Annotated in this window: 21 protein-coding genes; 7 read left to right on the forward strand and 14 right to left on the reverse strand. The window is 45.9% G+C overall.

Translation table 11 applies throughout. The features are described 5' to 3' along the window. Nucleotides 1–260 precede the first annotated feature (260 nt). From ACRRQV_RS07880 to ACRRQV_RS07895, 4 genes are all read left to right on the forward strand, one after another. A complete protein-coding gene (locus ACRRQV_RS07880) occupies nucleotides 261–1,088 on the forward strand; it encodes a transporter substrate-binding domain-containing protein (RefSeq protein WP_432529422.1) in 828 nt (275 codons plus the stop codon). Beyond that, complete coding sequence (locus ACRRQV_RS07885) at nucleotides 1,075–1,776, forward strand: amino acid ABC transporter permease (RefSeq protein ID WP_432529508.1); 702 nt, start codon at nucleotides 1,075–1,077, stop codon at nucleotides 1,774–1,776. Before ACRRQV_RS07880 ends, ACRRQV_RS07885 begins: the two co-directional genes overlap by 14 nt. A gap of 155 nt (nucleotides 1,777–1,931) precedes the next feature. After that, entirely contained in the window at nucleotides 1,932–2,681 is a 750-nt protein-coding gene (locus ACRRQV_RS07890) for an amino acid ABC transporter ATP-binding protein (protein WP_432529424.1), read from the forward strand. A gap of 106 nt (nucleotides 2,682–2,787) precedes the next feature. Then, complete coding sequence (locus ACRRQV_RS07895) at nucleotides 2,788–3,972, forward strand: M20 metallopeptidase family protein (protein ID WP_432529426.1); 1,185 nt, start codon at nucleotides 2,788–2,790, stop codon at nucleotides 3,970–3,972. Between the two features lie 195 nt (nucleotides 3,973–4,167). On the opposite strand, the gene ACRRQV_RS07900 is transcribed toward ACRRQV_RS07895, so the two are convergent. The 9 genes from ACRRQV_RS07900 to ACRRQV_RS07940 form a co-directional block, all read right to left on the reverse strand. After that, nucleotides 4,168–5,358 (reverse strand): glycine C-acetyltransferase, encoded by a 1,191-nt coding sequence (locus ACRRQV_RS07900; protein WP_432529428.1) that lies wholly within the window; start codon nucleotides 5,356–5,358, stop codon nucleotides 4,168–4,170. Nucleotides 5,359–5,451: 93 nt separating this feature from the next. After that, complete coding sequence (locus ACRRQV_RS07905; protein ID WP_432529430.1) at nucleotides 5,452–7,527, reverse strand: peptidase M6; 2,076 nt, start codon at nucleotides 7,525–7,527, stop codon at nucleotides 5,452–5,454. Between the two features lie 236 nt (nucleotides 7,528–7,763). Further along, nucleotides 7,764–8,897, reverse strand: coding sequence for a bifunctional cystathionine gamma-lyase/homocysteine desulfhydrase (locus tag ACRRQV_RS07910; RefSeq protein ID WP_432529432.1), 1,134 nt, complete (start codon nucleotides 8,895–8,897; stop codon nucleotides 7,764–7,766). Next, entirely contained in the window at nucleotides 8,897–9,829 is a 933-nt protein-coding gene (locus ACRRQV_RS07915) for a PLP-dependent cysteine synthase family protein (protein WP_432529434.1), read from the reverse strand. Before ACRRQV_RS07915 ends, ACRRQV_RS07910 begins: the two co-directional genes overlap by 1 nt. Nucleotides 9,830–9,840: 11 nt before the next feature. Next, nucleotides 9,841–10,314, reverse strand: a complete 474-nt coding sequence (locus ACRRQV_RS07920) for an S-ribosylhomocysteine lyase (protein ID WP_432529436.1) — start codon at nucleotides 10,312–10,314, stop codon at nucleotides 9,841–9,843. A gap of 57 nt (nucleotides 10,315–10,371) precedes the next feature. After that, nucleotides 10,372–11,007, reverse strand: coding sequence for a class I SAM-dependent DNA methyltransferase (locus ACRRQV_RS07925; protein WP_432529438.1), 636 nt, complete (start codon nucleotides 11,005–11,007; stop codon nucleotides 10,372–10,374). A gap of 104 nt (nucleotides 11,008–11,111) precedes the next feature. Further along, entirely contained in the window at nucleotides 11,112–11,753 is a 642-nt protein-coding gene (locus ACRRQV_RS07930) for a YczE/YyaS/YitT family protein (RefSeq protein WP_432529440.1), read from the reverse strand. A gap of 61 nt (nucleotides 11,754–11,814) precedes the next feature. Further along, nucleotides 11,815–12,306 carry a Cys-tRNA(Pro) deacylase gene (gene ybaK / locus ACRRQV_RS07935; RefSeq protein ID WP_432529442.1) on the reverse strand — a complete coding sequence of 164 codons (492 nt, stop codon included), beginning with the start codon at nucleotides 12,304–12,306 and terminating at the stop codon, nucleotides 11,815–11,817. A gap of 460 nt (nucleotides 12,307–12,766) precedes the next feature. Next, nucleotides 12,767–14,926 (reverse strand): DNA topoisomerase III, encoded by a 2,160-nt coding sequence (locus ACRRQV_RS07940; RefSeq protein WP_432529444.1) that lies wholly within the window; start codon nucleotides 14,924–14,926, stop codon nucleotides 12,767–12,769. A gap of 249 nt (nucleotides 14,927–15,175) precedes the next feature. Between ACRRQV_RS07940 and ACRRQV_RS07945 the strand changes: the two genes are divergently transcribed. Continuing rightward, complete coding sequence (locus ACRRQV_RS07945; RefSeq protein ID WP_432529446.1) at nucleotides 15,176–16,162, forward strand: NERD domain-containing protein; 987 nt, start codon at nucleotides 15,176–15,178, stop codon at nucleotides 16,160–16,162. 139 nt (nucleotides 16,163–16,301) lie between these two features. Here ACRRQV_RS07945 and ACRRQV_RS07950 read toward each other — a convergent pair whose 3' ends face one another. After that, nucleotides 16,302–16,865: an NADPH-dependent FMN reductase gene (locus tag ACRRQV_RS07950; RefSeq protein WP_432529448.1), complete on the reverse strand. Its 564-nt coding sequence runs from the start codon at nucleotides 16,863–16,865 to the stop codon at nucleotides 16,302–16,304. 282 nt (nucleotides 16,866–17,147) lie between these two features. On the opposite strand from ACRRQV_RS07950, the gene ACRRQV_RS07955 reads away from it, so the two are divergent. Both ACRRQV_RS07955 and ACRRQV_RS07960 read left to right on the forward strand, forming a co-directional pair. Further along, nucleotides 17,148–17,330, forward strand: coding sequence for an SE1832 family protein (locus tag ACRRQV_RS07955; RefSeq protein ID WP_432529450.1), 183 nt, complete (start codon nucleotides 17,148–17,150; stop codon nucleotides 17,328–17,330). A gap of 70 nt (nucleotides 17,331–17,400) precedes the next feature. Continuing rightward, complete coding sequence (locus ACRRQV_RS07960) at nucleotides 17,401–18,972, forward strand: ABC-F family ATP-binding cassette domain-containing protein (RefSeq protein WP_432529452.1); 1,572 nt, start codon at nucleotides 17,401–17,403, stop codon at nucleotides 18,970–18,972. A 51-nt stretch (nucleotides 18,973–19,023) separates the two neighbouring features. Here ACRRQV_RS07960 and ACRRQV_RS07965 read toward each other — a convergent pair whose 3' ends face one another. From ACRRQV_RS07965 to ACRRQV_RS07980, 4 genes are all read right to left on the reverse strand, one after another. After that, on the reverse strand, nucleotides 19,024–19,248 hold the full coding sequence (locus ACRRQV_RS07965) for a helix-turn-helix domain-containing protein (RefSeq protein ID WP_432529454.1): 225 nt from the start codon (nucleotides 19,246–19,248) through the stop codon (nucleotides 19,024–19,026). A gap of 9 nt (nucleotides 19,249–19,257) precedes the next feature. Then, nucleotides 19,258–19,740 (reverse strand): DUF2975 domain-containing protein, encoded by a 483-nt coding sequence (locus tag ACRRQV_RS07970; protein ID WP_432529456.1) that lies wholly within the window; start codon nucleotides 19,738–19,740, stop codon nucleotides 19,258–19,260. Nucleotides 19,741–19,909: 169 nt separating this feature from the next. Further along, nucleotides 19,910–21,364 carry a phospholipase D-like domain-containing protein gene (locus ACRRQV_RS07975; RefSeq protein WP_432529458.1) on the reverse strand — a complete coding sequence of 485 codons (1,455 nt, stop codon included), beginning with the start codon at nucleotides 21,362–21,364 and terminating at the stop codon, nucleotides 19,910–19,912. 148 nt (nucleotides 21,365–21,512) lie between these two features. After that, nucleotides 21,513–22,046 (reverse strand): RNA polymerase sigma factor, encoded by a 534-nt coding sequence (locus ACRRQV_RS07980; protein WP_432529460.1) that lies wholly within the window; start codon nucleotides 22,044–22,046, stop codon nucleotides 21,513–21,515. Between the last annotated feature and the right edge of the window lie 502 nt (nucleotides 22,047–22,548).

The following is a 22,548-nucleotide window of genomic DNA, read 5'->3' on the forward strand; positions in this document are numbered from 1 at the left end:
CTTCTTGTAAAATACCCTAACTTCAAACTATTTCGTTGAGCTGTGGATCTAGCCCGTGCTATAATGAAACAGCTCTGAATGCAAAGCATTCCTGGGCTCTTTTACATTATTAATAGTTTTTTTTGCCGCTATACCCTACTATTCCACTTGGCTTAGTATTTCGTTTTTCTTTCTACTAAAACGGGTAATGAGAGTGGAAGCGAAAAAAGGCGGAACGAACCTGTTAATAAAAAATATTATAGGAAATAGAGGAGATCAAAATGAAAAAATTCAGCTTAGTGTTATTGCTGCTAGTTGGCGCTATGGTATTATTGGCGGCTTGCGGCGGGTCAAAGGAAGAAGATCCGACAACAGATGATGCTACAGGTTCAGGAAGCACAGAACAAGACGTACTGGCAAAAGTTAAAGAAGAAGGAAAACTGATCGTTGGTACAGAAGGAACTTACCCTCCTTTCACTTTCCATGATGATTCCGGCAAATTAACCGGTTTTGACGTAGAAATTGCACAAGAAGTAGGAAAACGCATGGGCGTGGAAGTTGAATTTTTGGAAACTCAATGGGACGCAATTTTTGCCGGGCTGGATGCTGGCCGCTTTGATATGGTTGCCAACCAAGTCGGAATCAACCCAGAACGCCAGGAAAGCTACGAATTCTCAGATCCTTACATTACTTCAACTGCGGTTTTAGTTGTAGGAAAAGACGATACGGAAATCAACACGTTTGAAGATTTAAAAGGTAAAAAATCTGCTCAGTCTTTAACAAGCAACTATGCTGAAACAGCCAAATCGTTTGGCGCTGAACTTGTAGGTGTTGAAGGATTTAACCAAGCGATTGAATTGTTGAACTCAGGCCGCGTTGATGCGACTGTCAACGACAATTTAACTGTTCTCGACTTTTTAAACCAGCGTCCGGATGCAAATATCCGCATTGCTGATGAAGCAAGCGATGCAGCAAAAAGTGCGTTATTGTTCAGAAAAGACAGCGGTGCGATTGTAGAAGAAGCCAACAAAGCACTTGCTGAAATGATTGAAGATGGGACGTACGAACAAATTTCTGACAAGTGGTTTGGCGAAAATGTTCTTGAATAGTATTTTCTCAGATCCTGTCAGAATGGAGCGGCTCATGGATATTTCTCAATCAGCCTGGGGTCCATTATTTGAAGGGCTGATTAAGTTTTCAATACCGTTAACATTGATCTCTTTTGCAGTGGGCTTGATTTTAGCCGTTTTAACAGCATTGGCCCGAATTTCTACTAGCAAAATTCTACAGATGATTGCGCGGATTTATGTTTCCATTATCCGCGGCACGCCTTTACTTGTACAATTGTTCATATTATTTTACGGATTGCCGTCAGCCGGCATCGTCATTGATCCTTTCCCGGCTGCCGTGATCGGATTTTCGTTGAACGTCGGGGCTTACGCCTCTGAAGTAATCCGTGCATCGATTTTATCGATACCGAAAGGGCAATGGGAAGCCGCCAATACAATCGGCATGACGTATACGCAGGCATTGCGCCGCGTCATCTTGCCGCAAGCGACCCGTGTATCCATCCCTCCCCTATCGAATACGTTTATCAGTTTGGTAAAAGATTCATCGTTGGCATCGCTTATTTTGGTTACGGAAATGTTCCGCATCGCCCAGCAAATTGCTGCAACAAATTACGAGTTTTTATTGCTGTATTCACAAGCTGCACTTATTTACTGGGTCGTCTGTTTCTTATTGTCAATCGGACAAGGAAGATTGGAATATCGTTTTGACCGCTATGTATCAAGATAATAAAGAGAAACTTCATTCAGCGGGGTTGTTCCGCTGAATGGTAGTTGATCCAATCGGTTTTTTATGGTCAGTAAATTTCCGCTTTTCCAATCGGAAGGTTAACTGACCGTTAAAATGGGATTAAGGCATGTATTTTTTGCAGTGAGGAGCGAGATATGATTTCCATTAGAAATTTACACAAAAAGTTTGGTAACTTGGAAGTATTGAAAGGCATTGACCTCGATGTAAAAAAAGGGCAAGCCGTCGTTGTCATCGGCCCTTCCGGTTCCGGCAAAACGACGTTTCTCAGATGCTTAAATATTTTAGAAACGCCAACTGCCGGATCAGTGACGATCGATGAACAAACGGCTGATTTTTCCAAGCCTTTCTCGAAAAAACAAGTGACGGCTTTCCGAAAACAGTCAGCGATGGTATTCCAGCATTACAATTTGTTTCCGCACATGACGGCGCTTGAGAATGTCATGGAAGGCCCGATCATTGTGCAAAAGCAAAGCAAAGAAAACGCCCGAAAAAAAGCAGAGCAGCTGCTGGTAAAAGTCGGGCTTGGCGACAAAATGGATTTTTATCCATTCCAGCTGTCCGGCGGCCAACAACAGCGCGTCGGCATCGCCCGCGCATTGGCCCTCGAACCGAAAGTCATGCTCTTTGATGAACCGACTTCAGCGCTCGACCCGGAATTGGTCGGCGAAGTGCTGCAAGTTATGAAAGACTTGGCTTCTGAAGGCATGACGATGGTGGTTGTCACTCACGAAATGCGTTTTGCTAAAGGCGTTGCAGATGAAGTTCTGTTTATGGATGGCGGCAAAATCATCGAGCGCGGCAGACCGGAAGACGTGTTCAACAACCCGAAAGAAGAACGCACGCGCCAATTCTTGAACTTGATTGAAAAAACAGATGTAATCTGAAACCCGCTGCCGGGATTGGCAGCGGGTTTTTTTATTGTCTGCTTTTTTCATGTATAATTATTTTGACATTTGATTTTACATGCCCATACAAAAGGAGCTTTTACATATGCAAACAAAAATCCAAAGCACGATCGATTTGCTGTTCCAGGAAATGATTGAAACGCGCCGCCATCTTCATATGCATCCGGAACTGTCCCATCAAGAAGTCGAGACGCCTGAGTTTATTGCCAATAAATTAGAGGAAATCGGTGTCGAAGTGCGCCGCGGGGTTGGCGGCAATGGCATTGTCGGGATGATCCGCGGTGGCAAGCCCGGCAAGACAATTGCGTTCCGAGCCGATTTTGATGCGCTTCCGATTGACGATAAAAAAGACGCGGCCTATAAATCGACAGTGCCAGGCGTGATGCATGCATGCGGCCATGATGGCCATACCGCCGCCCTTCTCGGCTTTGCCAAAGCAATGGTTTCTATAAAGGATGAACTTCCCGGAACCATTGTGTTGATTCATCAGTTCGGCGAAGAAGCGCCTCCAGGCGGATCGCAGGCGATGATTGCTGATGGCTGTTTGGACGGCGTTGACCTTGTATACGGCGCCCATGTGCAAAGCAGCCTAGATCATGGAAAAGTGTACGTCCGCGACGGTTTTATGCAGGCATCGGAAGATACCGTGAAAATCATCGTGCGCGGTTCGGGAACCCACGGCGCAGAGCCGCACCTTGGCATCGATCCGATTTTGGCGGCGAGCCACATTATGATTGCGCTGCAATCGATTGTCAGCCGCAATGCCGATCCGCTGCAGGAACTGGTGGTGACCATCGGCAAGTTTCATGCGGGAGATGCGGACAACGTCATTCCGAGCGAAGCGGTACTCGAAGGCACGGTCCGTGTCTTTAATCCGGAACTGCGTGCACTTGCCAGTGAACGGATCCGGCTGATTTCGGAAAATGTGGCGAGTGCACTTGGCGCTAGGGCCGAAGTCGTGATTGAGCAAGGCTACGATTCGCTGTGGAACCATGCGGATGCGATGGACATAGTCCGCGCTGCTGCGGGTGACGTTATCGGCCAAGATGCGGTTGTTGAAATCGATCCGGTCATGCCGGTCGAAGATTTTGCCTATTACACGCAAGTCGTGCCCGGAGCTTTCTTTTTTGTTGGTGCCAAGATGGCCGACGCCTCTCTCGTCTACCCGCATCACCACGAAAACTTCGATTTCAATGAAGAAGCAATGCTGATTGCGGCGAAAGTGTTCGCGGCTGTTTATTTTAAAGCGCAAAAATCATTTGGAAAGTAAATCATGCGTTTTGGAAAGTATTTGGGGTAGTTTGGAAAGTATTTCTGCTAATTTGGAAAGTATTTTACCCATTTCGGAAAGTAAATCCTTTTACTGGAAATAAAAACGTTAAAGTGAACATTAACAGCGCACGTTCCGACATTTAGGCGCAAAAAAACCGCCCGGCTGCCATCAGCCGGGCGGTTTTTATAGGTTTTATTGGATAACATTAAGTTCTTTGCCGACTTTCGCGTACACTTCGATCGCTTGGTCAAGCATATCTTTCGTGTGCGCCGCTGTTGGCATGTTGCGGACGCGGCCCGTGCCTTTGGCAACTGTTGGGAAGACGATCGATTTGGCGTATACGCCTTCTTCGAACAAACGCTTGGAGAACTGCTGCGTCAATTTTTCGTCGCCGATGATGCAAGGCGTGATCGGTGTTTCAGAATCGCCGATGTTAAAGCCAAGCTCTTTCAAGCCTTTTTTCAAGTAATCACCGTTGTCCCATAATTTATCGTGAAGCTCAGTTGAATCGATGATCTTTTGCAACGCAGATGTGATTGCTGCCACGTCACCTGGAGTTACCGCTGTTGAGAACAAGAATGGACGCGAACGGACGCGCAGCCAGTCGATCAAGTTTTGTTTGCCGGCTACGTAGCCGCCGACAACGCCGACTGCTTTCGATAACGTGCCCATTTGCATGTCGATTTCTTTTTCAAGACCGAAATGCTTCACGGTCCCTTTTCCTTTGCCGGTTACGCCTGAACCATGTGCATCGTCAACGTATGTGATCAAGTCGAATTCTTTTGCGATTTCCACGATTTCCGGAAGTTTCGCGATGTCGCCGTCCATTGAGAAAACTCCATCTGTGATGACCATGACTTTATTATATTGTCCGGATTCAGTCGCATCTTTTGCTTTTGCTCGCAAATCTTCCATATCCGAGTGTTTGAATGCGATTATTTTCGCTTTCGACAAACGGCAGCCGTCGATGATCGACGCGTGGTTCAACTGATCGGAAAGAATCGCATCATTTTTGTCCATGACCGCAGAAATTGCCGCCATGTTGCAGTTAAAGCCGGATTGATAAGAAATGGCCGCTTCCGTTCCTTTGAACTCAGCCAATTTTTCTTCCAATTTAATGTGAAGGTCAAGCGTACCATTGATTGAACGAACTGCTCCTGCACCGACGCCGTATTTATCGATGGCGTCTTTTGCTACTTGTTTCAAATCTTCGTTTGTCGCAAGCCCCAAATAATTGTTTGACGATAAATTGATCAGTTCTTTGCCGCGGACGCTGATGATCGGTCCGTTCGGGCCATCGACTGTATCGACTTCGTTATATAACCCTTGTTCTTTTAATTCACTTAAGTTTGATTCTAAAAATGCATCTAATTTTTTTGACAATGTCCTCTTCCTTTCAAAACAGAATTCCAACTTCATCTTATCATAACGCCATTTGTTCCCAAAAGAAAAAGCGGGCCGCGGCCCGCTTTTGCCTTATTTAGTTGCTTTTTTCTCTTTGAGAAGCACCTCATAAGTGAAAGTCACTGGTTCGATTTCTTTTGGCGGCGCTGCATAAGCCGTAATCATTTTGACGTTTCCTTCTTTTAAAATTTCTTTCAAGTTCAGCGCTTCTTTGTCGGTCACATTATAAGGATCGATTTGGAAAACCTGTTCTTTGCCTGTTTTATCGGTATGGATAAATGTTGTGACAAATTCCACGTATTCCTGCTTTACTTCTCCAAGCGATTTGAATATGCCGGTTGTCATGCCATCTGAAGAAAAACTCCCGGCTTTGATGTTGTCGACAAACCAACCAAGCCCGAGTGTTCCTGCATCGGTCATCAAGCGGAAGGAAATCAACACTTTTTGGCCAGCGTATTCGGATAAATCAAAGGTTTCGGTTGTCCAATTTTGATTGGTTCCGGTGAACCCCGGCAAGTTTTTCACAATGGCTGTATAAGCATTGGCATCCAATTCAGTGACGGTGTTATCGTTTGCGAGCGATGTCCACGTCTCTCCATTATCTGTTGAAATTTGGACAATGCCGGCATCCCAGCCTTTTTCGAATTGGTAATAATGATCAAACGTCAATGTCGGATCTGCTCCAGCCAAATCTGCGGTGAAAATCATTTCATTGTCCGCATACATGAAGTTTAATGGATATAACACCCGTCCCCCCGAACCTAACGGGTCATCTAACGAGTACCATTGCAGCGGCAGAAAATCTTCTCCGTTGAATTTCAACCCCCGCACATCTTTTCCGAAGTTGAATTCTTTAAAGTCTCCACCCCAGGCAGGAACCCCTTCTTTTTCAAATGTTTTGGCGGCTTCAAAATCCACAGTTTTCCCTCTTGCTTCACCAGCTGCATTGACCGGCAATTTCCGTAAATCAATGCTGTCAATGCTGTAATCCGGACTAATTTTTGAATGGTCGAGCGTGATGGCGGCCATGAAATTTTGGAAAACGTCTTCAAACGTTTTTCCTTTTGCTTGGAGCAGCTTTCCTACACTTTCGATGCCTTGGCTGCTGCCATCTTTTGCAAAAGCCTTTACAAAATCTTCACCAAACTTATCGCGCAGATAAACCATGAACAAATACACTTGGCCGTAGTCCGCTACCGTTTCCGGACCTGTTGGTACAAAAGAATGTTCATCCCAGTTCACTAGCGAATTTTCAGGATGATCCAAAAAGAAATTAACGGATCCGACACTGTTGTTATAGCCGCCTAAAAATTCGGCGAACATTGACAGCCCTTCATTTACCCATGTCTCTTCTTGAGCATCATTGTCCGCTTGAATCAAATGCTGGAGTTCATGAATCGTCGTTCCAAAAAATGTCGATTCCAAACGCTCAGCCCATGTATTGGAATCAATTGTCACAATGTTGCGGTCAATGTATGGTTCAAACGCCTGCCAGAAAAAGCCGGCTACAAAAAACGGATACTCCGGATTATACCAGTTGTCGTCTTTAATATTGTCCACCAGCAAAATGACTTTATCGGAACCGGCGTAATAATCGGCCGGCAAATCAATCAAGGACGGCAGCGTGGCTTTTGTTCCGTCCAACGAATCGGGCGAGCCAAAAAAGTCGGTAGCGGTAGGATATATTTTATTGTCGAATTCGTCTCTTAGCTTATCCACTTGCGCTTGCGTAATGACATCGGCCGGTTTAGTATTATTCGGCCCGTACGCTAAATCGTGTGCTACCCAAATCTCTACATTCTTGCCGATGCTGCGAAGCGTAAATTCTTTTAGCTTCAACTCCCGATCAAAGAACACTTTTGTCCCTCCATCATACGTAAATGCTGCATTGGCCTTGTCCGGTTTTGCGGCCAGCGTTTTCGCTTCATCCGCCTGCGCTTTCAGTTTTTGTTCCGCTTCCTTCAGAAAACCTTCATCCTGAGCAAGCTTGTCTAAGTATTGATCGATATGAATGCGGTCTCCGTAACGTTCAGTATCCCAATTGTCAACAGTGGGCGCTGCTTGCGCCGCAGGCAATGAAAATGGCAAAAACAAGCTAACGGCTAAGATGGCTGCACAGAGGATGGAAAGCCTTTTGCTTTTTTTCATGGTGCCGCTCCTTTCAATTTTCAGAATATTCCTACTGAAGACATGGTAACATGGAAATTTGTATAGAAGAATAAGAGGAAATACGGATTTGATTCTGGCAAAACCAATGATTTTCGCCCCATCCGGCTTAGCCGCTTTTCCTTTAATAATGTAATTTTTTTCTTTTGCAAACAGAAAAACCAAAAAAAGCTGCAGCCAACAAAGTTGGGCTGCAGCTTTTCTATTTTTTATTATTCTTATGCTAATCCGTTTGTTAAGTCTTCAATCAAGTCTTCTACGTCTTCAATGCCGACCGAGATGCGGACAAGGCCGTCTACGATGCCAAGTTCGCCGCGGCGTTCGACTGGAATTGAAGCATGCGTCATTTGTGCTGGAACGGAAATCAGGCTTTCTACCGCGCCCAAGCTTTCTGCAAGGGTGAAGTATTTTAGTTTTGCAATGAGTTCGCCTGCTTTTTCACGGCTGCCAACGTCAAATGAAATCATGCCTCCGAAGCCAGTCGCTTGTTTTTGCATCAAGTCGCGTCCAACATGCGAATCAAGTCCTGGATAAATAACCAAACCGACTTTTTCATGCTGATCCAAGAACTGGGCAATTTTGAGTGCATTGGCGTTTGTTTCTTCCATGCGAATGCCCAATGTTTTCAAGCCGCGCATCAACAACCAAGAGTCTTGTGGCCCAAGCACTGCGCCAATCGAGTTTTGGACAAAGTGAAGCTGCTCGGCAAGCTCTGCAGAATTCACTACGACGAGCCCTGCAACCACGTCGCTGTGGCCCCCGATGTATTTAGTCGCGCTATGCAAAACGATATCTGCACCCAAACGAATCGGGTTTTGCAAATACGGCGTCATGAACGTGTTGTCGACAATTGTCAGCAACCCTTTCGATTTTGCAAAAGTGGCTACCGCTTCAATATCCGTTACTTTCAACAACGGATTTGTCGGTGTTTCAATGAAAATTGCTTTTGTGTTTTCTTGCACTGCCGCTTCGATTGCTGAAAGGTCACCTGTATCCACAAACGTGAATTCAAGGCCGAAACGGTTTAAGACTTTATTCATCACGCGGTATGTACCGCCATAGACATCATCTGTCAAAACAATATGGTCGCCCGAAGAGAACATCATCATCACCGATGATATAGCCGCCATTCCTGATGCAAAGGCAAATCCGGCGTGGCCGTATTCGACGTCTGCAATCAATTCTTCAAGTGCATGGCGCGTCGGGTTTCCAGTGCGTGAATATTCATAGCCTCTGAATTTACCAACTGCATCTTGCTTGTACGTGCTGACTTGGTAAATCGGTGTTGAAACAGCTCCAGTCGTTTCATCCCCAAAAATACCGCCGTGGATTAATCTTGTTTTTGCTCTCATTATTTTTCCTCCTCGAACGTTCTACCGTAAATATCCTGGCTCATATAGCGTTCGCTCGAGTCGGCAAATACGGTGACAATGTGGCTTCCGGGTTCGGCTTTTTCGGCTTCTCGCAATGCGGCGACGTACGCTGCGCCTGATGAGCTTCCTACAAGCAAGCCTTCCCGTTTTGCTAATTCTTTAAGCGCAGCAAACGCTTCTTTATCGGTAACTGTATGAATCGAACCGAAATAAGTGGAATCCATATACGCCGGCAAAAATTCCATGCCAATGCCTTCTGTCAAATGCGGGCCGCTTTCTCCGCCGTTTAAAATCGAGCCTTGCGGTTCCACAATGACCGTTTTGATGGCTTCGTTTTTAGATTTCAAGTAGCGGGCCGTTCCCATGAATGTTCCACCCGATCCAGCACCCGCGACAAAAATATCGATACTGCCATCCAACGCTTCCCACAGTTCAGGCCCTAGTGTCCGGACATACGTTTCCGGGTTGGCCGGGTTTGAAAACTGCGAAGGCGAAAAAGCATTTTCCTGCTCTGCCAGTTCGTTTGCTTTCGCAATGGCGCCTTTCATGCCGGCTTCGGTCGGGGTATTGATGACTTCCGCTCCAAGCGCACGCATCAGCGATTGCTTTTCCTGGCTAAATTTTTCAGGCACAACGAATTTCACTTTGTAGCCTTTGCCGATTGCCGCAAGCGCCAACCCGATTCCCGTGTTGCCGGCAGTCGGTTCAATCATCGTGCCGCCTGGCTTCAATACGCCGCGGCGCTCCGCGTCTTCAATCAATGAAATGCCCAGACGGTCTTTCACGCTGCCGCCTGGGTTGAAATACTCTAATTTAGCGAAAATCCGGCATCCGTTCGGGATGTCCATATGAGTCAGTTCCAGCAGCGGCGTATTGCCGATCAACTGCTGGATGCCTGTAGCAAATTTCATGTCCATTCTCCTTAGACCGTTTCTTCGGCGAACACTTGGCGCCATTCATCTTTTTTCGCCAGCATTTCACGTGCCAATTCTTTCGCGCCTTCTAAGCTGTGGCTTGCTGCCCAGCCGCATTGCACTTCGTTGCAAGCCGGAACTTCGTCCGCCGCAATCACATCTTTTAATGTGTTTTCTAAAATGCGCAAAATGTCGTCATAATCGTCGTGGTTGATAACCGACAAATAAAAGCCTGTTTGGCAGCCCATTGGCCCGATGTCGATGATTTGCTCGGAATGGTTGCGGCTGTGTTCCGCCATCATGTGCTCAAGCGAATGAAGGCCAGGCATATCCATATGCTCTTTGTTCGGCTGCTTGAAGCGAATATCGTATTTGCGGATCGTGTCGCCATTTGCGCCGGTTTTTTCACCAGCTAAACGTACATAAGGCGCCACTACTTTTGTATGGTCCAAGTTAAAGCTTTCCACATTCATTTTTTTCATTTGTGCCCATCTCCTTATTGGTGTGTTAAGTATTACTGGTGAAACTTTTCGCACTTCTTACTTTTTAGTCGCGTCAATCAACCAAACATAATTATTCAGCTGTGTGAATTCCACAGTAAAACCTGCCGCTTCAATTAATTCTTGCATGATTGGCAGCGTTGTGTAGTATTCACGGTTTAAATCTTCGACCAGGTTTTTATGGCCGCGTGTTTTCTCATATTCTATCATTTCTTTATAAGCTTCGTCAGATTTAAACACCGTGTCTGCAAAAACCACTTTGCCGCCTGCAGGAAGTTTTTCCGCATACAGCTTGAACGCTTCCGCTTTTTCTGCGTCGGTCAAGTGATGGAACGCATAACTGCTGACAAAAGTTTTTGGTTCAACTGCGGTGTGAAAGTTTAAAAAGTCCCCGTCAATAATAGCAACATCGCTCATTTTTTCTGCAGTCACTTCGCGCATGGCTTTATTCGGCTCAACGCCCACAACTTCGAGCCCGCGTTCGCGCAATTTTTGGGTCAAGTTGCCCGTACCAACGCCAAATTCCACGACGGGGCCAATTGAAGCATCTGCAACGGTTTGTAAAATTTCATTATATTTTAAGAAGACATCTTCGTATTCTTTGTCTTTTCCATTAACTGAATCGTCGTAAGTGTGAACCCACTCATCAAATATTTCCACAAATTCCAAACCCATTTAAGAAATCCCCTTTTGCGGGTTTATCCTTCAAACCCAATAGTTTTACTCGGGTTTATTTATATCATAAATAAGGGGGGTGTTTCAACTATCCGGATTGCTTCTTATATTTTTAAAATGGGCGGAATGCCGTTGTTTTTTCCAATGATGTTTTTGAGGCGATTTTCAAAATACGGCAAGGTGAACTGCACGATTCTTCCCGTGATTAAAGCGACAGCAATGGTACCGATTCCGACCGGCCCGCCGAGCAGCCAACCGGTAAGGGCAACCAGCACTTCAAGCCCCGCCCGAACCACACTGATGCTCATTCCTGTTTTCTGCACCACAAACAGCATCAAGCTGTCCCGGGGCCCTGCGCCAATTTTCGGCGCCACGTACATGCCGATGCCAATTCCCGCTAACAAGATACCGAGTATGAAGATAATAATTTGGCTGGTTAAGGTCTGGAAATTCGGAATAAGAAAATTAAACACGTCGATAAATACACCGACTAGCAGCATGTTCAAATACGTTCCAATTTGCGGAAGTTTCCGCGTTGCTACAGCTGTGATGACGATAATGGCTAACCCTGCCATAATGGCCCATGTGCCGATTGTTAATCCGAAATTCAAATACAAGCCGACATGCAAAACATCCCAAGGCCCAATCCCCAGCTTGTTGCCTTTGATGGTCAAGGTAAACCCAAGCGCCATCACAATCAACCCAACCAAGAAAAATAGCCAGCGATAATACAAAGATCGTTTCATCCCAATCCTTCTCTCTCTAGTTAATAAGAAAAACCACCCATTTTTTCAATGGGTGGAGCTTTTATTCCTCCCCTGCGGTCAAATCAGCCAGCCGTCCATTGGCAGCTTTCAACAATTCATGAGGCGCAAGCTTTAACTGCATGCCAATTTTGCCTGCAGAGACGATTATTTTCTCCAGCACATTTGCTTTTTCAGATACAAATGTCGGAAACGGCTTTTTCATGCCGACAGGCGAACAGCCGCCGCGAATGTATCCGGTCAAGCCTAAAATATCTTTGACCGGAATCATTTCGACTTTCTTTTCGCCGGCTGCCTTGGCCGCTTTTTTCAAATCCAGCTCATCGGCAACCGGGATGACGAACACATAATGCTGCTTTGAACTCCCGGCAGCTACCAAGGTTTTGTACACTTGTTCAACCGGGTAGCCGATTTTTGCCGCCACGGACACGCCATCGACTAGCCCGTCATTTGATTCGTAGTGAAGAATGTCGTAATCAATTTGTTCTTTGTCCAAGATGCGTGCTGCATTGGTTTTTGCAATCTTTTTCGCCATGGCGCCTCCTTAACTTTCAGGCAGTTTTTTCAGCATATCATTATCCAGATAAGTTGAACTAATAATCTTTTACTATCGATATTCCGCAAAACAGCTTCGCTTGCCACGGGCGAGCGCCAAGCCTCCTCAGTCGCTTTGCTCCTTGCGGGGTCTCGGCTGTCTCGCTTTCCCGCAGGCAAGACATTGGCCGAAGGTAGTTCGGTCGATGTCTTTGCGACGAAGCGCAAGGCGCTGTAGGAGCAGTATGGTTTTCTCCGCTGTTTTGCTCCATATCTTAGTTAGTACTGCAACATAGATAGCATTTGCTGTCGTTAATGAGCTTACTTAGCGCCGGCGCGTCCACGGGCTAGGCGGAGCAATGAGACGAGTGGTCTTCTCGGCTCATTGCGGAAGCCATGCCCAAAGCGACCGAAGCGGTGTATGACATGATGATTCTTAAGTTCAACTTATATAACCTTTATTAATCATTTTGGCCGAGCAGCTTTTTCAGCGCATCTGCCATCGCCGTGTTGGCTGGCGCATCGTCTTGCTTGTTCAAGTATTGATTGACGTCTTTTTTCGTTGCTTTTGATTGAGTGGATTTTTTACGTTTCTCAAACGCCGACAATTTTTCGCGGTGGCCGCATTTGCAGACGAAAATCTTGCCGTCGCCTTCGCCTTGCATTTCCAATTTCTTGTGGCAGTTCGGGCAGCGGGCATTCGTCAACATCGCCACTTGCTTTTTATAGCCGCATTCGCGGTCTTGGCAGACGTTCATTTTGCCGCGTTTGCCGTTCACTTCAAGAAGCGGCTTGCCGCAATCCGGACACATTTTGCCGGTGACGTTGTCGTGTTTGAATTTCTGATCGCTTTTTTTAATGTCCGACACCGATTTCTCGGCAAACGCGACCATCTCTTTCATAAACTGCTCTTTTTTCAGCTGGCCTTTGGCGATTTTCGTCAATTGCTGCTCCCAATTTGCTGTCAGCTTCGGCGACTTCAAGTCTTCCGGAGCCAGTTCGAGCAGTTGGCGCCCTTTCGACGTCGTCATGATGTCGTTGCCTTTTTTCTCAATCAAGAACGTATTGAACAATTTGTCGATGACATCCGCACGCGTCGCAACGGTGCCAAGCCCGCCGGTTTCGCCCAATGTCTGGATTAGCTCTTTTGATTCACCGGCCATAAACTGAGCCGGATTTTCCATCGCACCGAGCAGCGTTCCTTCATTAAAATAAGCGGGCGGCTTTGTTTTGCCGTCAGTCAGTGCAATGCCTTTGATGTGGAGCTTCTGCCCTTTTTCAAACGGCGGCAAGGTTGTATCGCTGTCATCATCGTCTTCTTTATAAATGCGTTTCCAGCCTTCGCTGCGGATCGTGTTTCCTTTTGTCTGGAACGTTTCGCCGGCAACATCGAATTTTACCGTCGTTTGGTCAAATTCGTGCACCGGATAAAATACCGCGAGGAACCGTTTGACAATCATGTCGTACAATTTCCGTTCCTTATCGCCAAGGTCGTGGAGCGGCGGCGTTTCTTCCGTCGGGATGATTGCGTGGTGATCGGACACTTTCGCGTCGTCAATCACCCCTTTTTGCGCAACTACAGGGTTTTTCAAAACCGTAGTGGCAAGCGCCCGGTACGGCCCCATTTGAACCGCTTTGACGCGGTCTTTCAGCGTGTCTTTCATATCACTCGTCAAATGCTTGGAATCGGTACGCGGATAAGTGACGATTTTATAGCGCTCGTACAAGCCCTGCAGCGTATTAAGCGTTTCTTTCGCTGACCAGCCGAAGCGCTTGTAGGCTTCTTTTTGCAGTTCCGTCAAATCGAATAAAGGCGGTGCCGACTGGCGCTTTGGCGTGATTTTAATATCCGAAACTGTGCCTTCATGCGTGTTGTCGAGTTTCGTAAATAGCTTGTCAATTTTGTCCTTATCGAACGACTGCGTCGAGTTGCCGTCTGTCCACGTAAATGCCGCGTTGTCCGTAATCGCCTGCAAGCCGTAATACGGTTTCGGCTGGAAGCTGCGGATCTGTTGTTCGCGTTCGGCAATCATGGCGAGCGTCGGCGTCTGCACGCGTCCTGTCGACAATTGCGCATTATGCTTCACTGTCAGTGCGCGCGTCGCGTTGATGCCGACGACCCAGTCCGCTTCTGCTCGTGCGACTGCTGCTTGGAATAAATTCTCATACGCCTTGCCATCTTTTAAGTTTTTGAAGCCGTCTTTGATCGCTTTGTCGGTCACGGACGAAATCCACAGCCGCTTGATCGTCTTGTGTGTTTTCGTTTTCTCCAAAATCCAGCGCGCCACAAGCTCCCCTTCGCGCCCTGCATCGGTCGCGATAATCACTTCGTTGACGTCGCCTCTCGCGAGCTGCGCTTTGACCGCGTTATATTGTTTCATTGACTGTTTAATTGGAACGAGTTTGAATGGCTGGGGGATAATTGGCAGATTCTCCATTTTCCATTCTTTGAAGTCGTTGTCGTATTGTTCCGGCTGCGCTTGCGTCACCAAATGGCCGAGTGCCCACGTGACAATATACTGTTTGCCTTCAAAATAGCCATTGCCTTTTTGAGTGCAGTCCAATACGCGCGCAATATCACGCGCCACAGACGGCTTTTCTGCTAAAACTACTGATTTCATTGATTGTCACCCTCATTTCTAATGAGTTTATTATAGCATCTTAGGGCTCTATGAGCTTTTGGCAAGTATTTTAGTGGTTTTGGAAAGTATTTCATTCGATTTGGAAAGTATTTGAGATGTTTTGGAAAGTATTTTGCTGATTCCGGAAAGTAAATCCTTTTTCGGGGAAATAAAGGCTTCGTTAAAAATCAGAATGTTCTTGCTACAGGATCTTTGTTGCGCTATATTTTTTAAAAAGGAGATGATTGATTGATTCTTAAAGAAAGAAGCAGGCCGCAAGAAATTTTCCAGCTTGAAAGCTTGATCCAACGAACACCCAGTGTCCATCCCCTATTTCCCCAATGGACCGAAAAACTTCGCAGAATAACCGCCGGCTTCCACGGCGAACAGCGAGTCGATTCCCTTTGGCATGAGATTCCTTTGAACCTTCCCCATTTTTTTATCCATGACTTATTTATTCAAAAACCCGCATCCAGCCATCAAATCGATAGCTTACTCGTGACGAGCCGGTTTGTTTTCGTGCTGGAGATCAAAAGCATTACGGGGCTTTTGAATTTCGATCCGCAGCTGCGTCAATTTTCCCGCACCAATAAAGACGGCAGCATCGACGGCATGAGAAATCCGGATGACCAATTGCGACGACATGAAAGATGGCTGGAAGATTTTTTATTGCAGCAGCGTTTGAAATTGCCGGTCATCGGCGCCATTGTTTTCACTTATCCTTCTTCCGTCGTTCAGTCACGTCCTGGCACGCGCCTCATGGTCCAGTCTTCCGGATTGCCGCATCTCATGGAGCAGCTGTTAGTGAAACACCCAGAAGAAATTTTGACAAAAACAAAAACCAAGCAGCTTGCGCAAAAACTGAACAGCCTTCATTCCATAAAACCACTGGAGATGCCTCGGTTGCCGGCCGGGTTTGTGAAAGGCGTGCTTTGTCCAAAATGTCCTGGCCAAAATATGGAATTTCATCGCAGAAAATGGAGCTGTGCAGAATGTTCATATGTCGACTCTTTTGCACACCTGGATACACTAGAACAATATCGTTCGTTAGTAAGTCCTCACATCACTAACCGAGATTTTAGAGAATTTATCGGAATTGAATCTGTATCGACGGCTTCTAAACTAATGAAAGTGGCAAATATGCCCTTTCAAGGAAGTTTCAAAGATCGAGTTTATTTAATACCGGAGAAAATAGTACGTCCGGAAAGTATTTCATCGAATTCGGAAAGTATTTGAGCTATTTTGGAAAGTATTTTAGTGAATTTGGAAAGTATTTAACCAGTTTCGGAAAGTAAATCCTTTTACTGGAAATAAAACCGATTCAGCAGCAACATTAAATCTAAAAAAAGCCTCCCATGGGAGGCTTTTTCCACTATCAATGATTGTCTAGCGTGATTTTCGATAAATGCTGGCTCATTTCGGCGTATTGGACGAAGACACGGGCCAGTTCGCGCAGACGGTTGTGGACATCGTCTTCGATGATGGTGTTGTCGGCGTCGAAATGGCTGGAATGGGTATAGACGTAGTTCGGCGTCACGAGGCAGCGGAAATAGTCAAGAATCGGTTTGAGCTGATTTTCGATGACCAAGTGATGCTGATACGTGCCGCCATTGGCCACGATTGATACCGGTTTGTAGCGCATTGTGTGCGGATGCAGCATATCGAAGGTGTTTTTCAAGACACCCGGAATTGAACCTTGGAAAATGGGAGATGCGATGATGTAGCCATCCGCATTTTCAAAGCGGCGCACAATTTCCCTCATATCGTCGTTGTACTCTGCAAGCGGGCGTCCATCGACAAATTGGTGTTCAAAATCAGCCAACCGCAAAATTTTCAGTTCCATCTCCGGATTGAAATCTTGAATATAGGTTTGGACCTGCTCTAAAATGGCTCCTGTTTTGCTCCCTATGATCGTACCGTCCACTAACAAAATTTTCATAACGAAATCCTCCCTGGTTACATATATACGAGGCGTTTCCGCCTGGTCTGTTCTAGTTAGTTTTTCAACATGCCGATTGACTCTAGTTGAAAAACGCTTCACTTTATCATAGCAAAGAAAGATTGCCGATACGTATCGAAAAAGCTTAAAATTTCCATATTTCATTCTTTAGTCTGAGGTTTAATCTCCTTCCGCTATTCAATAGGAATAAAACCGGCAAGCCCTCCGGGATTCAAAAATCAGCAATCTGTGCTATAATGATAGAAAAACTAGGGTGATTTTGTGAACAAGCAGGAAATCGAGTTTGAAATTGCTGATTTGAAGTCTGATTATGTGCGCCATCAAGGGGATATTGAAAAGTTGGAAACGACTGGACATGCCCGCATGGTCGAACAAGCAGAAGAGCGTTTAGAAAAAATGGAACAACGATTAGCCGAATTAAATCGAAAACTCGCGGAATTGTAGCCGCGATTTTTTTTTGATATGAGACACCTTGCCACTTGCCTATTATTAACATTTTGGAGGAATTTATTAAATGAGTTTATTGACAGTAGAAAACTTGAGCCACACTTTCGGTGACCGTACGCTTTTCAACAATGTGTCATTCCGTTTGGTCGAAGGCGAACATGTGGGTCTTGTCGGCGCGAATGGCGTCGGAAAATCAACAATGATGAATATTTTGACGGGGAATTTGATCCACGATGAAGGCCGTGTAGAATGGCAGCCAAAAACCCATTATGGTTATTTGGATCAGCATACACAGTTGACACCGGGACGCACGATTCGCGAAACCTTGCAAGATGCTTTCTTGCCTTTGTATAAAAAAGAAGAAGAATTGAACGACATCGCTATGCAGATGGGCGATGCCAGCCCTGAACGTTTGGAAGAATTGCTGGAAGAAATGGCGGAAGCGCAAGATGCTTTGGATGCTGGCGATTTCTATTCGCTTGACGTGAAGATTGAAGATATCGCACGCGGACTCGGCCTTGACGCAATTGGATTAGACCGAAACGTTGAAGCCCTTTCCGGTGGACAACGGACAAAATTATTGTTAGCCAAACTGCTTCTTGAAAAGCCGAAAGTATTGCTTTTGGATGAGCCGACCAACTACTTGGACGAAGAGCATATTCAATGGCTCGTCAATTACTTGAAAAATTATCCGCATGCGTTTCTATTGATTTCGCATGATACGGAATTTATGAGCAGCGTAACGGGCGTCATCTTCCATTTGGAGTTTTCCCGTTTAAGCCGCTATACCGCGACATACGAGAAATTCATCGAACTTGCAGAATTGGCAAAACAACAGCATTTGGATGCCTATGAAAAACAATCCGATATGATCAAGAAAACCGAAACGTTTATCGCCAAAAACAAAGCGCGTGCTTCAACGACGGGACGTGCAAAATCACGCCAGAAATTGCTGGACCGCATGGACCGCATCGATAAACCGGAAGTTGCTGCAAAACCGCAATTTGCGTTTAAAGAAACGCGCAGCCCGAGCCGCTATGTGGTCGAAGCAGAAGAATTGGTCATCGGCTATGACAAGCCCTTGATGCCGCCATTGTCCTTCATGATTGAACGCGGCGAGAAAATCGCTTTAGTCGGCATGAACGGCGTTGGGAAATCGACGCTTCTTAAAACAATGCTTGGCAAGATCAAACAGCTTGATGGTGAAGTGATCCGCGGCGAATACTTGACGCCGAGTTATTTTGAACAAGAAGTCAAAGCGCCGACTCATACGCCGCTTGACGAAATTTGGGCCGCTTATCCGAGCATGGAGCAAGGCCAAGTGCGCGGCGCTCTTGCCCGCACCGGACTGAAAAGCGAACACATTTCCCGCTCGATGGCACAACTGAGCGGTGGCGAACAAGCGAAAGTGCGTTTGTGCAAATTGATGCTTGAAGAAAGCAACTGGCTCCTATTCGATGAGCCGACGAACCACTTGGACATCGATGCAAAAGCAGAATTGAAACGTGCGATGCAAGCGTACAAAGGCACGATCGTTCTTGTCAGCCACGAACCGGAATTTTACGAAGGTTTGGCAACGAAAGTATGGAACGTTGAAGAATGGATCAATACCGGCAGACAGCCGCAAGAACAAAAATAATCGACACAAAAAGAGCTTGGATAGCATCCAAGCTCTTTTTTCACGCCTTTTTTATTCACCTACCGCGTCTTCTTCTTTCCGGTACTCCAATAAATCCCCCGGCTGGCAGTCCAATGCTTTGCAAATGGCTTCTAACGTAGACAATCGAACCGCTTTTGCCTTGCCGTTTTTCAAGATCGAAAGGTTGGCCATCGTGATTCCAACCCGTTCTGAAAGTTCGGTTACGCTCATTTTCCGCTTCGCCAACATCACGTCGATATTTATAATAATTGCCATAGTATCACCTCAGACCGTTAAATCGTTTTCAGATTTTATATCGATGGCATTCTGGAACGTTTTTTGAAGCACAGCCGCAAAGACCGCAATGACAAATGAACCGAACGGAATGACCATTCCTAGCCCGCCAAGGCCTGGAGCATCGTCCACTTCAGCTGTATACAAAATGATCGGCAGGCACACCAGAAACAATCCGGTGATTGTCAGCGCATAGTATTTAATGTTCTTCAACGCATTTACCGACGACTCGGAAAACGCAATGTTCTTGTCAATATAACTCAATAACTTGAACGCCTGGTACAATGCTGCAAAGTATGCAATTGCAGCTCCATACATGGCGATTAAAAAGACGTACTGCAAAAACGACCACTTTGACAAGAGTTCCCCTATAAAAGAGGAGAGCGGCGGCACCACAAAGATGCACACAGCAAGAATTGGCAGAGACATAAGAAAAAGAACGACCTTTAAAAAGAGTGTTTCCCGTTTCATCAAAAGCACCTCACTTGTTTGTTGTTAAATAAATTCTATCACAAATTTTATCGTTTTGCGATAAAAATATATCTATATTTAAAATATAATTATTGTTATGGAATTTAACTTCAATTTTATACAAGTGAATCGCACGATGATTTTCCACATTGAACTGCGGCTCATGAGTTTTTCAATATGTCGTTAATTTAAACAGTTTTTGAAAACCGTAGATGCTGCGCTGGAAAAAGGAAAAATTGCTTTGGTATTCTTCGGTCGGCAGCGTATACAGTGCGTCTTCGTTTTCCCATAATCGATCAAAATAGTTGGTCATGTCTTTCGTCAAGGCGCTGTCGTTCGGGGCAATGATGCGGATATTGTTCTCCAAATTGTAATTCTCCAGCGCCCGTTCTGTGTAATTTGCAGCCCCCCCGGAAATATACGTTTCTTCTTCAGTCTGGATCATGATCGACTTAGTATGGAACTGGCCAATAACAGCGTTATACCAGCGGACTTGCAGATGATCACTCGATTCTTCGATCAGCTCATTGACAGCAGGCCGGTTTGGCAGCCCCGTTTTTTTATTGCCGAATGAGTTTTCGTTGGGGTCGAGAATCATGTGGACGTTGACGCCTCGGTTGGCGGCATCGGTTAATGCCGACAAAATGTCCGTTTCAGAAACGAAGAACATGGCGAGCCAAATCTGGTCGCCTTTTTTGGTTTTTTCAATATCGCCAACCAAGGCATCGAGAATTTTCTTCTCGGTAACGTATTGGACTTGGTAAGGGCCTTCTTGTTCTTTGGCTTGAATTCGCGGCAAATTCGGGCCGCCGGACAATTTAGACACGGCTTCTTCTGAGGTCAGCATATCGTTGATGACCGGCCCGCTCACTTTAAAGGCCATATTGCCATGAAATCCGCTGGCATCATGAGGATTGGCGGAACTGATGATCGCTTCTTTTTCGGTGATGGCAGCTTTTCTATGATTGGCTTTTACGTTCATCATTTCCAGGTAAGACGAAAGCGTCATGTCCGGCGCTTCTTTTGACATGCCGTTGGCAATCCAGCCTTTGTCGCCAAAGTCAAACCATTGAAACAGCATGCGGTAAGCTCCTGAATAAATCGGGACAGAATCCCGCAAGCCTTTTAAATCCGTGTAAATGACTTCAACTCCCGCATCTTTTAACCGGTCGAACAGTTCACTTTCATATGAACCATAGCCTTTGTTTACAGGATCGGTAATAAAATATACCGGAAATTCTGGATCTTTTTCTTTTTTAGCCAACAGATGGTCGGTTAAGGCATCCGCCACTTTCGGGAAGTCCGTTTTTTGGTCGTTGTAGTTATCAAACAAAAAGAAATCCACCACCACAAATTCTTCGGCTTCATCAATCATGTTATTGATTTCATCAAAAATCCGCAGCTCGTGTTTCATATCCGTCCCTTTTTTATCTTGCGCAAACGACAAATCGTACAACATCTCGACCGTTTCAACCGAATGCAGTTTACCTTCATAGGCAACGCCTTCAGGAAGCGGTTTGTACGTATGGTAAAGCATGATGCCTATGTATAAGAAAATAAAAACAACCAGCACTCCCACAGTTCGCTTTTTTCTCTTGCTCCAATTCTGATAGTCTTTTCTTTTCATATTCTTCCCTCCTCCTCTCAGTATATCAGGAAGAATTGGAAATAATTTAAATTCATGCAGCCAAAAAGAACCAACTCTAGGTGAGTTGGTTCTTTTCAAATGCAAACGGACATACCCTCGGGGTCATACGCCGCTTTTTTGTTCATAATTAAGCAGTCACGTATTCACGTGTCCGTGCATCTTCAATCAGCATGTCTTTTAGGCGCTGCTTGCCGCGGAACAAACGCGATTTCACTGTTCCGATCGACACTTTCATCGCTTCCGCAATTTCAATCAATGACAATTGGTGGACATAGAAGTAAAGAATCGTCGTCCGGTAAATGGCATCCAATTCGGCAATTTTCGTGCGGATCATGGTGGATACATCTTGCTGCTCCAATAATTCAACTGCGCCTGCTTCGTCTGTCGCAATCAAATCAAGAAGGGAAACATCCAATCCTTCTGGCTGCTGGATCATGTGCTTGCTGCGGCGAACGTTTTTGCGGTAGCGATCGCGGAACGTATTCATGCAAATTGTTGTAAGCCAAGCTTTTGCATGCTCCACTTCCTGAATGGATGATTCATAGCGCACAACTTTGAGCCAGACTTCCTGCATCAAATCTTCTGCCTCTGCTTTGTTGCGCGTCAGTTTCAAGCATAAATGGTAAATGTAGCGATTGTACTCTGAATATAAATGTTCCACGATAGTTCCTCCGTCCGTTTTCTGGTCCAGCGGGCGATTAGTGAAATCGCTTGCGCTTTTCTTTGTTAACCTTATTGTGCCGGAAGAAAAACTTTCACTCTATCGTATCTACTTTCATTTCTCTTACAAAGATGTAATAAAGAAAAGCGGAAACGGCCGTTAAGGTTCGACAGGCAAGAGATGGCACAAAGGCAGTTTGGGCCATCTCTTTGCGACGAAGCACACAGTACTGCAGGAGCAGAGGAGTCTGAACAATAAGAAAAGCGCAAGCGCCCGTTCTAGCCCCGACAAGCGCTGGAGGACTTGAAGGCAATGGCGTTTTCTGCCATTGTCAGCAAGGCCGAAGCGACCTCGAGGGGCTGGGCGCTGGAGCTAGACAAATAGAAAAGCGCAAGCGCCCGTTCTAGCCCCGACAAGCGCTGGAGGACTTGAAGGCAATGGCGTTTTCTGCCATTGTCAGCAAGGCCGAAGCGACCTCGAGGGGCTGGGCGCTGGAGCTAGA

It is taken from the genome of Planococcus sp. YIM B11945 (assembly GCF_050864155.1).
Lineage (GTDB): Bacteria > Bacillota > Bacilli > Bacillales_A > Planococcaceae > Planococcus.